Annotated in this window: 18 protein-coding genes; 8 read left to right on the plus strand and 10 right to left on the minus strand. The window is 70.8% G+C overall.

The window, feature by feature from the left end:
- Nucleotides 1-35 precede the first annotated feature (35 nt).
- The 3 genes from ACYVIP_RS17100 to ACYVIP_RS17110 all read left to right on the plus strand — a co-directional run bounded on the left by ACYVIP_RS17100 (nucleotide 36) and on the right by ACYVIP_RS17110 (nucleotide 3,280).
- Nucleotides 36-245, plus strand: coding sequence for a DUF4177 domain-containing protein (locus ACYVIP_RS17100; protein ID WP_460397304.1), 210 nt, complete (start codon nucleotides 36-38; stop codon nucleotides 243-245).
- Nucleotides 246-383: 138 nt separating this feature from the next.
- Nucleotides 384-2,714 (plus strand): CHAT domain-containing protein, encoded by a 2,331-nt coding sequence (locus ACYVIP_RS17105; RefSeq protein WP_460397306.1) that lies wholly within the window; start codon nucleotides 384-386, stop codon nucleotides 2,712-2,714.
- Nucleotides 2,711-3,280, plus strand: coding sequence for an acyl carrier protein (locus tag ACYVIP_RS17110; RefSeq protein WP_460397308.1), 570 nt, complete (start codon nucleotides 2,711-2,713; stop codon nucleotides 3,278-3,280). The genes ACYVIP_RS17105 and ACYVIP_RS17110 overlap by 4 nt, the downstream gene beginning before the upstream one ends.
- 75 nt (nucleotides 3,281-3,355) lie before the next feature.
- Here the strand turns inward: ACYVIP_RS17110 and ACYVIP_RS17115 are convergent, their stop codons facing one another.
- The 4 genes from ACYVIP_RS17115 to ACYVIP_RS17130 form a co-directional block, all read right to left on the minus strand.
- Entirely contained in the window at nucleotides 3,356-3,973 is a 618-nt protein-coding gene (locus tag ACYVIP_RS17115; RefSeq protein WP_460397498.1) for an ATP-dependent Clp protease proteolytic subunit, read from the minus strand.
- Nucleotides 3,974-4,138: 165 nt separating this feature from the next.
- Nucleotides 4,139-4,576 carry a peptide-methionine (R)-S-oxide reductase MsrB gene (gene msrB / locus ACYVIP_RS17120; RefSeq protein WP_460397310.1) on the minus strand — a complete coding sequence of 146 codons (438 nt, stop codon included), beginning with the start codon at nucleotides 4,574-4,576 and terminating at the stop codon, nucleotides 4,139-4,141.
- A gap of 13 nt (nucleotides 4,577-4,589) precedes the next feature.
- Nucleotides 4,590-4,922, minus strand: coding sequence for a hypothetical protein (locus tag ACYVIP_RS17125; RefSeq protein WP_460397312.1), 333 nt, complete (start codon nucleotides 4,920-4,922; stop codon nucleotides 4,590-4,592).
- A gap of 54 nt (nucleotides 4,923-4,976) precedes the next feature.
- Nucleotides 4,977-5,423 carry a hypothetical protein gene (locus tag ACYVIP_RS17130; protein ID WP_460397314.1) on the minus strand — a complete coding sequence of 149 codons (447 nt, stop codon included), beginning with the start codon at nucleotides 5,421-5,423 and terminating at the stop codon, nucleotides 4,977-4,979.
- 210 nt (nucleotides 5,424-5,633) lie between these two features.
- On the opposite strand from ACYVIP_RS17130, the gene ACYVIP_RS17135 reads away from it, so the two are divergent.
- Nucleotides 5,634-5,828 carry a hypothetical protein gene (locus ACYVIP_RS17135; protein ID WP_460397316.1) on the plus strand — a complete coding sequence of 65 codons (195 nt, stop codon included), beginning with the start codon at nucleotides 5,634-5,636 and terminating at the stop codon, nucleotides 5,826-5,828.
- 8 nt (nucleotides 5,829-5,836) lie between these two features.
- Here the strand turns inward: ACYVIP_RS17135 and ACYVIP_RS17140 are convergent, their stop codons facing one another.
- A complete protein-coding gene (locus ACYVIP_RS17140) occupies nucleotides 5,837-7,378 on the minus strand; it encodes an alpha/beta hydrolase (protein WP_460397318.1) in 1,542 nt (513 codons plus the stop codon).
- 89 nt (nucleotides 7,379-7,467) lie between these two features.
- On the opposite strand from ACYVIP_RS17140, the gene ACYVIP_RS17145 reads away from it, so the two are divergent.
- From ACYVIP_RS17145 to ACYVIP_RS17155, 3 genes are read left to right on the plus strand one after another with little or no spacing between them, the layout of a single operon-like run.
- On the plus strand, nucleotides 7,468-8,529 hold the full coding sequence (locus ACYVIP_RS17145; RefSeq protein WP_460397320.1) for an ATP-dependent DNA ligase: 1,062 nt from the start codon (nucleotides 7,468-7,470) through the stop codon (nucleotides 8,527-8,529).
- A 2-nt stretch (nucleotides 8,530-8,531) separates the two neighbouring features.
- The gene (locus ACYVIP_RS17150; protein ID WP_460397322.1) at nucleotides 8,532-9,233 is read left to right on the plus strand and encodes a dihydrofolate reductase family protein; all 702 of its coding nucleotides are present in this window, start codon (nucleotides 8,532-8,534) and stop codon (nucleotides 9,231-9,233) included.
- On the plus strand, nucleotides 9,234-10,307 hold the full coding sequence (locus tag ACYVIP_RS17155) for a hypothetical protein (protein WP_460397324.1): 1,074 nt from the start codon (nucleotides 9,234-9,236) through the stop codon (nucleotides 10,305-10,307).
- On the opposite strand, the gene ACYVIP_RS17160 is transcribed toward ACYVIP_RS17155, so the two are convergent.
- Both ACYVIP_RS17160 and ACYVIP_RS17165 read right to left on the minus strand, forming a co-directional pair.
- Entirely contained in the window at nucleotides 10,302-11,003 is a 702-nt protein-coding gene (locus tag ACYVIP_RS17160) for an SDR family oxidoreductase (protein WP_460397326.1), read from the minus strand. The genes ACYVIP_RS17155 and ACYVIP_RS17160 overlap by 6 nt on opposite strands.
- Entirely contained in the window at nucleotides 11,000-11,170 is a 171-nt protein-coding gene (locus ACYVIP_RS17165; protein WP_460397328.1) for a hypothetical protein, read from the minus strand. Before ACYVIP_RS17165 ends, ACYVIP_RS17160 begins: the two co-directional genes overlap by 4 nt.
- 133 nt (nucleotides 11,171-11,303) lie before the next feature.
- Between ACYVIP_RS17165 and ACYVIP_RS17170 the strand changes: the two genes are divergently transcribed.
- Entirely contained in the window at nucleotides 11,304-12,929 is a 1,626-nt protein-coding gene (locus tag ACYVIP_RS17170) for an ABC-F family ATP-binding cassette domain-containing protein (RefSeq protein ID WP_460397330.1), read from the plus strand.
- Nucleotides 12,930-13,016: 87 nt separating this feature from the next.
- On the opposite strand, the gene ACYVIP_RS17175 is transcribed toward ACYVIP_RS17170, so the two are convergent.
- The 3 genes from ACYVIP_RS17175 to ACYVIP_RS17185 all read right to left on the minus strand — a co-directional run bounded on the left by ACYVIP_RS17175 (nucleotide 13,017) and on the right by ACYVIP_RS17185 (nucleotide 14,082).
- Nucleotides 13,017-13,235, minus strand: coding sequence for a CsbD family protein (locus ACYVIP_RS17175; protein WP_460397332.1), 219 nt, complete (start codon nucleotides 13,233-13,235; stop codon nucleotides 13,017-13,019).
- Nucleotides 13,236-13,361: 126 nt separating this feature from the next.
- Entirely contained in the window at nucleotides 13,362-13,826 is a 465-nt protein-coding gene (locus ACYVIP_RS17180; RefSeq protein WP_460397334.1) for a PIN domain-containing protein, read from the minus strand.
- On the minus strand, nucleotides 13,816-14,082 hold the full coding sequence (locus ACYVIP_RS17185; protein WP_460397336.1) for a type II toxin-antitoxin system Phd/YefM family antitoxin: 267 nt from the start codon (nucleotides 14,080-14,082) through the stop codon (nucleotides 13,816-13,818). The genes ACYVIP_RS17180 and ACYVIP_RS17185 overlap by 11 nt, the downstream gene beginning before the upstream one ends.
- Nucleotides 14,083-14,086 lie beyond the last annotated feature (4 nt).

A 14,086-nucleotide genomic window follows, 5' to 3' on the forward strand; every position in this document is an offset into this window, starting at 1 on the left:
TTGGGCACTGATCTCGCACCGGAGATAATGGATCCATGACCGAGCGATTCGAGTACAAGGTCGTCGAACTGCGGGAGAAGTTGTTGGGCGGCAAGATGTCGGGGTCGAAGCTGGAGGGCATCCTCAATGACCACGCCGCGCAGGGCTGGCAGTTGAAGGCGATCACGGCATCGGAGGTCAAGGGCCGGGTCGGTCCTGGCGGTGTCGACGGCCTGCTGGTGACGTTCGAACGCCGCACGGGATAGCCGTCGATCGCCGCCGTCCGTCAGGGAAGGACGGAATGGACGGGGGTCGCGATGCGTGCAGACCTGGACGAGGCCGTGGATCGCTGCCGGCGGGCCGCCAGCGCGGTTCCGGTGGAGCATCCCGATCAGCCAATGCACATGTTCAATCTGGGAGTGGCGTTGCTTGCCCGGTTCGCGCACATCGGCGCGGCTGGCGATCTGGACGAGGCCATGGCCGCCACCCTCCAGGCAGCGGCCGGTACCGGCACGGACCATCCGCAGTGGACGCTCGTGCTGTCGAATCTCGGTCTGTTGCTGCGGATCAGGTCGCAGCGGAACGGGGAACTGGCCGACCTCGACGCGGCCATCGACCTGCAACGCGAGGTCGTGAACCTGCTCCCTTCGGCGGGAAAGCTGGTGAACCTGGGCAAGTCCCTGTGCCTGCGGTTCGCGCGGACCGGCATGCCGGGTGACCTGGACGAGGCGGTCGACCTCTGTCGGCGCGGTGTGCACGCCACCCCGGCCGACCATCCCGAGCGCGCGCATCGCCTGAGCGGCCTCGGCAACGCGCTGGTCGACCGGTTCGGCCAGACCGGGGAACTGGCCGACCTCGACGAGTCAGTCGACGTCTGCCGCAGGGCTGTCGAGGCCACCGCGGCCGGCCATCCCGACCGGGCGGTGTTGTTGACCGACTTCGCCGCCGTATCGGCACGGCGCTTCGGGCAGACCGCTCGCCCTGGCGACTTCGAGCAGGCCCGCCGCGCCGCGGCCGAGGCGGTGCGGGACAGCTCGGCGTCGCCGACCCAGCGGATCGAGGCCGTGCGCGTCGCCTCGAACCTGGCCGCACAGGGGAATGACCCGGCTGCCGCGGCGGACCTGCTGGCGACGGCGGTACAGCTGCTGCCCGAGTTGGCGGCCCGCCGCCTGCGCCGTCCGGACCAGCAGTACCGCCTCGCCCGGATCGCCGGCCTGGCCGCGTACGCGGCGGCCGCGGCGCTGGACGACCCCAGGACACCTGTCAGGTCGCGGGCCGAGCGGGCGCTGGGGCTGGTGGAAGCGGGCCGGGCGGTGTTGCTCAGTCAGGGCCTGGAGATCCGCGCGGACCTCACCGAACTGCGCGCGGCTCGCCCCGATCTCGCCGCCCGGTTCGCCGACCTGCGTCGCCGGCTCGACCAGGAGACCAGCCAGACGGTGCACACCGATCCGGTGGCCGGCCGGACAAGGAGCACAACAGAGCTGTACCTGGCCTTGCCCGACAACACGAACACCTCCGACACGGCCGAACGTGTCCGGCTCACCGGGGAACTGGCCGCGACCCTGCGAGACATCCGGGCCGTGGACGGGTTCGCCACCTTCGGTCTGCCGCCGACCACACGGGAGCTGCTGGCCGAGGCGGTGCACGGGCCGGTGGTCACCTTCGTGGTCGCCGGGAACCGGTGCGTCGCGGTGATCCTCACGGCCGACCGGGTCACGTCGCTGGAACTGCCCGGGGTGACCGAGCAGGCACTGACCGACCGGGTCAGAGCCTTCCACGACGCGTTGCCCGCCGCAGTCAGCCGGGACCTCAATGCCGTCGAGCACGGCCCGGACGCGCGGGACGTGCTGACCTCGGTGCTGGAATGGTTGTGGGACAACGTGGTTGGCCCGGTGCTGGACCAGCTTGGCTTTCACCGCACGCCATCGGGGCACATCACCGGGTGGCCGAGGGTCTGGTGGGCCCCTGCCGGTCGGCTCGGCCTGCTTCCGCTGCACGCGGCCGGCTACCACGACGATCCCGACACTCCTGCGCGGCGCACGGCGATCGACCGGGTGGTGTCCTCCTACACGCCCACCATCCGGGCACTGCGGCACGCTCGCCGGTCCCCGGCCATCGGCCGGTCACCCGACAGCTCACTGATCGTCGCCATGCCAACGACTCCGGGGCTGGCCGGCGACGGGCAGCTGCCCCATGTCCGCGTGGAAGCCGAGATCCTGCGCACCCTGCTGCCCAACGCCCACACCCTCGACACCCCGACCGCTCGTCGGGTCCTCGACGAACTACCCGGCCACGCGATCGCGCACTTCGCCTGTCACGGCGTCCACGACCCGGATCCGGCCGCCAGCAGGCTGTTGCTGCACGACCACGCCGAGACACCGCTGACGGTGGCCCACCTCGCCCCGGTCGACCTCGAACGCGCGCAGCTGGCCTATCTGTCCGCCTGCAACACCGCGCTCAGCAAGGACAACCTGTTGCTCGACGAGGCGATCCAGCTCGCCTCCGGCTTTCAGCTCGCCGGCTTTCCGCACGTCATCGGGACGCTGTGGGCGATCGACGACCGGTTCGCGGTCCAGGTCGCCGCCCGCTTCTACCGCGCGCTGCGCGACCCCGGCACCGGGCGCCTCGACGTGCGCCGCGCCGCGTACGCGATGCACGAGACCACTCGGTCGCTTCGGGACAGGGTGCCCGGCGCACCGTCCCTGTGGGCCGCTCACCTCCATTCCGGTGTGTGACCACGCAGGCTGTGCGCGAGGCGCTCGCCGAGCAGATGACCAGCCCGGTCCGCTGGGTCGACTGTGTGCGGTACCTGCGCGCCGCCGGGGTGTCGGACTTCGTGGAACTGGGCGCGGGCAACGTGCTGACACCGCTGATCGACAGGATCACCGGGGCTGAGCAGCCTGAGGCCGACGAGCGCCCGGCCATGATCGAGCGGATCCGGCGGGAGGTTCTCCAGCCGGAGGTCGGCGACGTGGCGCTCGAGTTCGACGAGCACGAGTCGTTCCGCCGGCTCGGCCTGGACTCCATTGTGTACGTTCGGTTGTCCAGAAAGGTCCAGGCGGTGTTCGGCGTCGCGTGCAGGCCGGACGTGCTGTACCGGAACCGGAACTGCGCCGCGCTGGCCGATTTCCTGCTGGCCCAACCGGGCACGAAGAAAGCCGAACCACCGGCCCCGGCGCCGTTTCACGAATACCGGGACGAGCGGGTGCTGACGCTCCTACATGACTGCGCGAACGGCATTACCGGCGTCGAACACACCATCGAGAAGATCCGCGCCGGCCAGGCACCGTCAATGCCCTGAATGACTCATTCGGGACGCTCAACGTCCTGAAAGACCCATTCAGGGCATTGGCCTGTGTCCCGGGGTTGCTCGGGTTCAGACGCGGGCGGGGATGCCGCCGGGGGTGTCGCTTGCCTGCGAGATCACGTGGTCGACGAGGCCGTACTCGACGGCTTCCTGCGCGTTGAACCAGCGGTCCCGCTCCGAGTCCTCCATGATCCGCTCGGCGGTCTGCCCGCTGAAGCCGGCGATGAGGTCGGCCATCCGGCCCTTCATCCGGCGCAGGCGCTCGGCCTGGATCGCGATGTCGGACTCGCTGCCACCGACGCCGGAGGACGGCTGGTGCATCAGGATGTCGGCGTTGGGCAGCGCGTAACGCTTTCCTGGCTGGCCGGCCGAAAGCAGGAACTGGCCCATCGACGCGGCGATACCCATCGCGTAGGTGCTCACGTCGCAGGAGATCAGGTTCATGGTGTCGAAAATCGCCATTCCCGCGGTGATCGAACCGCCGGGCGAGTTGATGTACATCGCGATATCGGCATTCGAGTCCTCGGCGGCCAGCAGCAACATCTGCGCGCAGATCTTGTTGGCGATCTCGTCGTCAACCTGCTGGCCGAGCACGATGATCCGATGTGCGAGAAGGCGGTCGTACAACGCGTCGCCCCAGGAAAGCCCGCCGGCGCTGGCCGCGTTGACAACCTCAGACCCGACCATGGGTGCGACCGCATTCTGCCTGTGCCCGTGCATAGTCACGTACTGCTCACTCTCTCTCACCGTGTTCAGGTCTGCCCGACCCATCCTAGTCATGATCGGCCGAGTGCGTCCCCGGGGCGACGGGGTTCACCGAGGGCGTAACCAGGGGATCAACCAGCGGACGGCTCACTCCGCCGGCACCAGGCGCAGGGAGATCGAGTTGATGCAGTACCGCTGATCGGTCGGGGTGTCGTAGCCCTCGCCGTCGAACACGTGGCCGAGGTGGCTGTGGCAGGTGGCGCACAGCACCTCCACGCGGACCATGCCCAGGGATCGGTCCTCGTTGAGGATGACCGTGTCGCCGGCCAACGGGGAGAAGAACGACGGCCAACCGCAGTGGCTGTCGAACTTGGTGTCGCTGCGGAACAGCTCGGTCCCGCACGCGCGGCACTGGTAGACGCCGACGGTCCTGGTGTCGGTGTACTCCCCGGTGAACGGCCGCTCGGTGCCCGCCTGGCGGAGCACCGCGTACTCGTCCTTGGTCAACTCCGCGCGCCACTCCTCGTCGGACTTCACCACGCGCGGCGGGGTGGCGCTCACGTCTCTGCTGGCAGCGGAACTCATGCCTCCACGCTACCTACTTCGCGAACGCGGTGACCACATACACGAGCGCGTCCCACGCGGCCACGATCACGCCGAGCAGGATCAGCAGCGCCAGCAGGCTCGCCATCAGCTTGCGGTGCCCGCCGATGCGGTTGGCCGATCCGGCGAAGTCGCCCATACCGGAGATGTAGCCCTCCACGGTGAAGCCGGGGTGCACGCGCTGCTGGCGTTCGAGGTGCTCGGCGAAGGCCTTGGCCTCCGGGTCGTCGGGGTCCAGCCCGATCAGGTCGTCGTCGAACCGCCCGACCACCGGATCCGCCGCGGGCTGCGCGGGCCGGCGGTCGTCGTCGGGCGTCTGGAGGGGCATAGCACAACGGTAACCGGTGCGGGTGGTGATCGGGCGAGTCGTTCCGGACCTCGATCAGGTCGCCCGCTGCCAGGGCAGGCAGCCGGCGGTGTCGAACCGGTCGCCGTCACTCATCGTGACCGCCCCTGACCTGCGCAGTACACCGTTGGCGATCACGTCACCCGATGGGTTGATTCGGCTCCAGTAGCAGCCGGACGGGTTCGTGCCGTCCGGGCCGTCGGTGCGGAAGGTGCCCGCCGGCACGTCCACCCCGACCACGACCAGCCCGTCGTCGAACCGGGCCGCCGGGCCGGCCGGGCTCGTCGGCGCGACCGTCCTGGTGACCATCGATGGCTGGACCTCGGTGACGGTGACCGTGACCGTCGCGGGCGTGCCGGTCGCGGCGGCCTCCGGCTCGACCAGGTCACCCACGATCGTGGCGGTCACCGCGATCGCCACGCCGACCAGCGTGAGCACCAACCACGGCCAGCGGGGCCAGCGGCGTGCGGAACTGGTCGTCATGACGACTCCTCCCGGGCTCTGCCTAGCAGTCGTCAGATCATGCGAAACCGTTACTGGTTCGCCTGTTCAGCGTAATTCTCGGGTGCGCTGACCTGGATGTTCGACTCCAGTACGACCGGATAGCCAGCCGGCCCGGTTGATTTCCACCAACGCAGCAGGAAGCATCGGAAGAGTCCGGGATAGGAACCGAGCAGGAGGGACCGGGTCACCGTGACGAAGCCGTACGTCGTGCGTTATGTCGGCGGTCCACTCGACGGTCGGGTGGACAAGCTGACCGAACTGCCCGACGAGCCGCGCTCCACGGTCACCCACGTGCACCTGCACGAAGGTCCCAAGATCGTGCACCACTACGACCTCTGCTACGCCGTGGAGTACGGCTGCGAATACCGCCTACGCCCCGACTAGGACCGGGGTCACGGCGGGCAGACGGTCCCGCTTCTCGGCACCGTCGCGTCCCGCAGGAACGCCACCGCCGCCGCCGTCGCGCACGGCGAGAACCCGAGCGCCCCGTGCCCGGCGCCCTGCCAGGACACGAACACCCCCGACGCCAGCTGCTGCGCGGCCCGTTCGGATCCCTCGTGCGGGGTGACCGCGTCCGCGGCGGTGCCGAGGACCACGATCGGCGGCGCGTCGTTGGCCGTCGGCGTCGGCAGGGGCTGGTTGGGCACCGTCCACGGGCTGCACTGGGCCAACCACTGCGCCGACAGCGTGCCGAAGGTCGGGAACCGCTCCTGCCAGTCCGTGCCGAGCCGCTCGATCTGCTCTGGCGACAGTCGGGTCTTGGTGTCGTTGCACCCGATCACCAGCTCCGCGTCCAGCGACGGCGGCTGCTGGTCGGTGCCGATCAGCACCGGCGCCAGCAACGCCGCCACCCCGGCCGCGTTGCCGTCGCGCGCCTGCCCGAGCGCGGTGCCCACCGCGGGCCACCGCGTCCGGTCCGCCAGGCCGATCCGTACCGCGTGCATCGCCGCGCCGGCCGTGACCAGCCGGCCGTCCGGCACCTCCAGCGGCTGCTCACGCAGCTGGCCGAGCACCTCAAGCAACGCCCGCTTCGGGTCCGGCGCCAGCTCGCACCGGCGGCGGACGCAGTCGTCGGCGAACGCGTCGAACGCCGCCTCCGCGCCCTTGGCCACCCCTTCCAGCGCGATCGTCGCGTCCTGGGTCGGGTCGGGGACCCCGTCGAGCACCATCCGGCCGACCCGGTCCGGCCACCGGTCGGCGTACACCGACAGCACCCGCGACCCCTCGCCGTGGCCGATGCCGTTGAGCCGGGACTGGCCCAGCGCCTCCCGCAGCGTGTCCAGGTCGGCGGCCATCCGCCAGCTGTCCATCGCCGGCAGCCGGTCCTCCAGCGAGATCGAGCACTGCTGCCCCGCGGTCTGGGCACCGCGCAGCCACTCGTCGATCGGCAGCGCGGCCGGGTCGGTCTCGATCAGCGAGGCCCGGACCTCCGGCGGCAGGCACTTGGAGGGCACCGAGTTGCCGGTGCCGCGCCGGTCCATGCCGATCAGCGAGAACCGGTCGAAGAACTCCTCGGGCAGGGTCGCGGCCAGCCGCGCGGCGTAGATCGTGCCCGGCAGCCCGCTGATGTCGTTCAGCACGACGATCGGTACCTCGCCCTGCCCGGCGCGCAGCAGCTGGAGCTTCGCGAGCCCCCGGCCAGGCGCGTACGGCGAGTCCAGCACGCCGTTGATCCGGCCGCACTCGATCGGCAGCCAGGCCGGCGGCGGCTCGGCGAACTGGTCGGTGATCTCGTCGGCGCACTCGCGCCAGCCGGCACCGGGGGACATCTCCTCGAGCGGGGGCACCTCGGCCTCCCGCTCGGTGGGCGCCTCGCTGGCCGGGCCGCCCTCGTTGACCACGATCTCGGGACGCACCGACGGCCCCGCGGTGCAGGACGCGACCAGCCCCGCGAGGACGCACAGCACGGCGGTTCGCCTACGCCAGCCGGTCACCTGCTCCTGGCCTCGCCTTCCGCCGGAAATCCTGGTCGCGTGCAGCGTCGCATGGCCCGGGTGAGGCTCCGGTGAGTAAGAATGGCCAGGTGCAGCTGCCTGTGATGCCCCCTGTGCCGCCGATGCTGGCCAAGTCCGTGTCCGGGATCCCGGCCGGCATGTTCTACGAGCCGAAGTGGGACGGCTTCCGGTCGATCATCTTCCGCGACGGCGACGACGTCGAGATCGGCAGCCGCAACGAGCGCCCGATGACCAGGTACTTCCCCGAGATCGTCGAGGCGGTCAAGGCCAACCTGCCGTCCCGGTGCGTGCTCGACGGCGAGATCGTGCTCGCCAGCACCGAGAAGAAGGGGCTGGACTGGGACGCGCTGTCCCAGCGCATCCACCCGGCCGCGAGCCGGGTGGCGCTGCTTGCCGAGCAGACCCCGGCGAGCTTCGTCGCCTTCGACCTGCTCGCGCTGGGTGACGAGTCGTACCTGGAGCGTCCGTTCGCGGAGCGCCGCGCGGCGCTGGAGCAGGCGCTGGCCCCGGCCAAGCCGCCGGTGCACCTCACACTCGGCACCACCGACCCGGCGGTCGCCGCGGAGTGGTTCGAGCTGTTCGAGGGCGCCGGGCTGGACGGGCTGGTGGCCAAGCCGCTGGACGAGATCTACCAGCCGGACAAGCGGATCATGAAGAAGGTCAAGCACGAGCGCACCGCGGACTGCGTGGTCGCCGGCTACCGGGTGCACAAGTCCGGGCCGGACGCGATCGGCTCGCTGCTGCTCGGCCTCTACGGCGAGGACGGCAAGCTCGCCTCGGTCGGTGTGGTCGGCGCGTTCCCGATGGCGCGCCGCAAGGAGCTGATGGTCGAGCTCCAGCCGCTGGTCACGACGTTCGACGAGCACCCGTGGGCGTGGGCGGCGCACGAGGCGGGGGAGCGCACGCCCCGGCGCAACGAGGTCAGCCGGTGGAACGCGGGCAAGGACCTGTCGTTCGTGCCGCTGCGCCCGGAGCGCGTGCTGGAGGTGCGCTACGACCACATGGAGGGCGCCCGGTTCCGGCACACCGCGCAGTTCGCCCGCTGGCGCCCGGACCGCGACCCGCACTCGTGCACCTACGCGCAGCTGGAGCAGCCGGTCCGCTTCGACATCGCCGACATCCTCACCTGATCATGCGTCGACTGCTCCCGGACCGGGTAGCTGAGGTAGACCTGATCGACGCGTTCACCCAGCCACGGGACCAGGTCCGGCTCGGCATGGTGATGAGCGTCGACGGCTCGGTCACCGACGAGGAGGGCTGGACGGCCAACCTCGGCGGCGCCGCCGACCGCCGGGTGCTGCGGGCGCTGCGGGCCAGCGCCGACGCGATCCTGGTCGGCGCCGGCAGCGTGCGGACCGGCCGGTACCCGCCGCACCGGCCGACCGGCGAGATCCGCGAGACTCGGCGACGCGCCGGCCGGGCCGAGGCCGCCCCGCTCGTCGTCGTCACCAGATCGGGTGATCTTGACTGGTCGTTGCCGGTGTTCACCGAGGCCCGCACGCCCACCTATGTGGTGACCTGCGCGCGCTCGCCGGTCGCCGGCCGGCGCGACCACGTGCTCGTGCACGGCGAGACCGACATCGACCTGCCGGCGGCACTGGCGGACCTGCGCGCCCGCTTCGGCGGCGTCCTCTGTGAGGGCGGGCCGGGCTTGGCCACCGCGATGTTCACCGCGCGACTGGTCGACGAGCTGGTGCTCAGCATCGCGCCGTCGATCCTGCCCGGCGAGCACCCCCGGCTGGTGCGGGATCTGGCCAAGCGCCAGGAGCTGACGCTCACCGAACTCTACGAGGAAGGCGGCGAGGTGTTCCTCCGCTACGGGGTGACCAGATAGATGACCGAACAGAACGGCGAGCGCGGCACCGACGACGCGCTGCGCACGCGGCTGCGCGCCGCGACGCCGCAGGACCAGATCGAGCTGCTGAAGAAGCGTTTCCTGCGGCGGGCAAGATCGAAGTCGGCGGCCTGGGTCGACGACCTCGCCGAGCTGGCGCGGGACTGCGCGCCGCCGGTGATCCGCCGGACGATCAGCGATCTCGCCTGGCAGGCGCGCGAGGTCGGCCAACCGCTGCCACCGGACGCGCAGGCCGCACCGAGCGCGCACGTCCGATTATGCCGCCAGTATCTGCACGGGTTCCGGCTGCGGTTCGACTTCAAGTTCGAGGCGCTCGGCGAGCGGACCCCGGGGTGGCTGCGCGCCGACCCGGACGACGCGTTGCTCCAGGCCATGTCCGCGTTCGCCGGGCTCGGCCGGGGCGCGCCGGGGGCGTTGCGCGCGCTGGAGACCTCGCTCGCCTCGCCCAACGCCGACGGGGTGTCGCGCAACGTGTGCCTGCACGGGCTGTGGTTCGGCAACCAGGTGGCCGACCAGGCCGAGCGGATCGTGGCCCTGTCCGACGACATCATCGCCCGCGGTGACGACGGGGCGAACATCTACTTCTGGCGGGCGTACGCCTTTCGGCGGATGGAACTGTTCGACGAGGCGATGGACGCGATCGACCGGGCGATCGAGCTGCACCCGGTCGGGATGAACGCGGTGCACCAGGACTACGTGCGCGAGCGTTCGCTGATCGCCACGTCGAAGCTGGTGCTCACCCAGGTGGCCGAGCACGCGCAACGCGTGTCGGCCGACCTGCGCGCCGAGCTCGACCGCCAACTGGAGGCGGCGAAGGCCGAGCTGGTGAAGAAGCAGGAGGACGCGCAGCGCACCGTCTCCGACAGCCTGCTCAAGATCGTGGAGATTCTCGGGCTGTTCATCGCGCTGGCCGGGTTCCTGGTCGGCTCCGGCGTGATCGCCTTCCGGGCGGCCGGCTTCTGGCAGAACTTCGCCTCGGTCGCGCTGCTGCTGGTCGGGTCGGTGCTGTTCTTCGGACTGCTCAGGCTGGTGATCCGGCCCCGGCGGTCATGACGGGAGCGCCAGCAGCAGCGTGTCCGCCCGGGTGAACCCGGGCGAGACCACGTCGGCGACGAAGGCGCCGACCTGCTCGCCGGTCAGCCAGCCGGGTTCTGGCGGGTCACCGGTCCACCGGCTGGTCACCACCGGCGTCATGACCGCGACCTCGTGCAGCCTGATCCGCTGCCCGAGGTCGCTCACCGCGATCGTGCGCAGCAGCATGCGCTGCGCCGCGCCGGTGATCGAGATGGGCGCGGCGAACGGCTCCGGGTGGTCGGCGGCGATGCCGGCGAGCGTGACGTACACCGGCGCCGCGTCCTGGTCGAGCACCGGCAGGAAGCCCCGGGCGGTCAGGAAGTGGGCGGTGAGGTTGTCGTGCAGGATCCGGTCCCAGGTGCTGGTGGCCAGGTCGGCGAACTGCTCGCCCTCCCACCAGCCGCCGAGCGAGGCGACGACCCCTCGCGGCCGGCCGTACCGGTCGAGGATCTCCGCGCGCAGCCGGGCGACCCCGGTCTCGGTGCCGACGTCGCCGGGCACCAGGTGCAGCCGGTCGCGGACCGCCGGATCGGTGCGCCCGGCCAGCGCGTCGAGCTTGTCCTGGCTTCGTGAGGGCACCACGACTCGCGCGCCGGCACCGAGCAACGCGTGCACGACGCACTCGCCGACCACCCCCGCGCCACCCGCGACCACCACGGGAGCGGGGTGGGTCAACGGCGCTGACCGTTGCGGTGCTGGTTCACCAGCGACCACACCGACACGGTCTGGCTGGGCTCGTCGGCGGCCCTGGAGCGCCGGGCGGTCGGCCGCTCGGCACGCGTACCGCCGGATTCGAGCTCCTGGCGGATCTGGTCGTAGATCGGCGTGTCAGTCAACGCCATCCCTTCCGTCGCAGGTAGCCCTCGCAGATTACGCAGCGTACCGCTTCGCGTTCGCAGTGCGGAACCGGCTCCCCATTACCAGTTGGCCGTAATCCATTCGCGCGAAACAGTGACATCCTGGACGATTCGCCGCATGGCAGCGGGCTTTCTCGAGGCGAACGGGCTCGGCTACCGGCTCGACGACGGTCGCGAGCTGTTCGGCGACGCCTCGTTCCGGGTCGGTGCCGGGCAGGTGGTGGCGCTGGTCGGGGCGAACGGCGCCGGCAAGACGACGCTGTTGCGGATCCTGGCCGGCGAGCTGACCGCGCCGGCGGGTGGCCTGACCGTGCAGGGCGGGCTCGGGGTGATGCCGCAGTTCATCGGCTCGGTGCGCGACGACCGGACGGTGCGCGACCTGCTGTTGGCCGTCGCGCCGCCGGCGCTGCGGGCGGCGGCGGCCGAGCTGGACGCCACCGAGCTCGCGCTGATGGACACCGACGACGAGCCGACCCAGCTGCGCTACGCCAACGCGCTGCACGCCTGGGGTGAGGCGGGCGGCTACCAGGTCGAGGTGCTGTGGGACACGGTGACCGTGGCCGCGCTCGGGGTGGCGTTCGACCGGGCGCGGTTCCGGGAGGTGCGCACGCTGTCCGGCGGCGAGCAGAAGCGCCTGGTGCTGGAGGCGCTGCTGGCCGGCGCCGAGCGGGTCCTGCTGCTCGACGAGCCGGACAACTACCTCGACGTGCCAGGCAAACGCTGGCTCGAGGGCAGGCTGGCCGAGTGTGCCAAGGCGGTGCTGCTGGTCAGCCACGACCGGGAGCTGCTCGCCGCGGCGGCGACCCAGGTGGTGACCCTGGAGGGCGGCACGACCTGGGTGCACGGCGGCGGGTTCGGCACCTGGCACGCGGCGCGGGTGGCCCGCTGGGCGCGGATGGCCGAGCTGCGGCGGCGGTGGGACGAGGAGCACGCCAAGCTCAAGGAGCTGGTGCGCGGCCTGCAGCAGGCGGCGATGATCAGCGACGCGCTGGCCGCCAGGTACAAGGCGGCGCAGACCAGGCTGCGCAAGTTCGAGGAGGAGGGGGCGCCGCCGCTGCCGCCGCGCGAGCAGACCGTGCGGCCGAGGTTGCGCGGCGGGCGGACCGGGCTGCGGGCGATCACCTGTGCCGGGTTCGAGCTGACCGGGCTGATGAAGCCGTTCGACCTGGAGGTGTTCTTCGGCGACCGGGTGTGCGTGCTCGGGTCGAACGGGTCGGGCAAGAGCCACTTCCTGCGCCAGCTCGCCGGCGAGGAGGTCGCGCACGACGGCACGGCGCGGCTGGGGGCGCGGGTGGTTCCCGGGCTGTTCGCGCAGACCCACCAGCACCCGGAGTGGGTCGGCCGGACGCTGATCGACGTGCTGTGGCACGGCGACGGCGAGCGAGCGGGGATGGACCAGGGGACGGCGTCGGCGGCGTTGTCCCGGTACGGGTTGGCCCCCGCGCGCGAGCAGCGGTTCGAGACGTTGTCCGGTGGGCAGCAGGCCCGGTTCCAGGTGTTGTTGCTCGAGCTGTCCGGGGCGACGCTGCTGTTGTTGGACGAGCCGACCGACAACCTGGACCTGACCTCGGCGGAGGCGTTGCAGGACGCGTTGGAGGAGTTCACCGGGACGGTGGTGGCGGTGACCCACGACCGGTGGTTCGCGCGGTCGTTCGACCGGTTCCTGGTGTTCCGCGCGGACGGGGTGGTGTCCGAGGTGGACGGTCCAGTCTGGGACGAGGGGCGGGTCCGGCGCGTGCGGTAGTTCGCTTTGTGCTCGGAGTACACAATGCCGCCGCCCCGGTCCACTCAGGACCGGCGCGACGGCCATCAGCTCACGGCCCCGCGCGGACTACCGGTCGCGGTCGCCGCGCAGGTTCTCCTTGACGTCGTGGGCAACGCCGGCCGCCTTGTCCCGGACGTCGTGCGCGGTCTCCTTGGCCTCGCCGCTGACCTGGTCGCGCTTGCCCGCCGCCTCGAGGTCCTCGTTGCCGGTCGCCTCGCCGAGCTTCTCCTTGACCTTGCCGGTGACCTGCTCGGCCTTGTCCTTGGCCTTGTCGAATACGCCCATCAGGTTCTCCCCTCAACTTCACTCGATGTGGTGAACGAAGTACCCGCGCGAGTGAGGTTCACACCTGACGATCATGACGATCAGCTGTGACGAACGTCCCGACGGTAGATGGCAGGCGCGCAACGATCAGTCGCTGTTGTGCGGTACGAGGGGGCGGGTGACGGGTACGACGGTCAGCAGGTTCCGCAGTCCGCCGAAGTCGTCAGGGTTGGTGGTGAACAGTGGTAGTCCCTCGGCGATGGCGGTTGCGGCGATCATCAGATCCGCGGTTCGGCGTCGTGGTTTTCGGCCAGCGGCGACGACTGAGGCAGCCACTCGGCCGTAGAGCCTGGCTGCCTCCATACCGAACGGGATCGGATCGAACTCGTGCTCGACGCGTTGCAGAACGTCGAGGCGGCGGGCCCGTTCCTCATGCTCGTCATAGCCGTCCTGCTCGGTGTTCGGCCGCACGTGGTGTGGACCAGCAGAGAGCTCGGCAAGCGTTACCGCACTGATCGCCATCTCGTTCGGCAGTTCGGCCGGGTCGATCCCACTGCGCAGGATAAGGATGTTCGTGTCGAGAATGCCCTTGGGATGGGTGCTACCGCGCATAGGGGTCGACGATTTCCTGATCGGCCGCGGCATCCTGGTCCGTGCGGAACGCCTCGACGTCGATGAACGCGGCAGTGCGCGACATGGCGACGAACTCGTCGCGGGCGACGAAGCGCCGACGGCGCCGCAACGGAATCAGTTGACCGATCTCGTGGCCGTCGCGGGTGACCGTGAACGACTGACCGCCCTCGACCGCATCCATGATCTCTTTGGATCGGCTGCGAAGGTCGCGTTGCGTGATCTCAGGCTGCGCCATGACG

The sequence above is a fragment of the Actinophytocola sediminis genome (assembly GCF_054779715.1).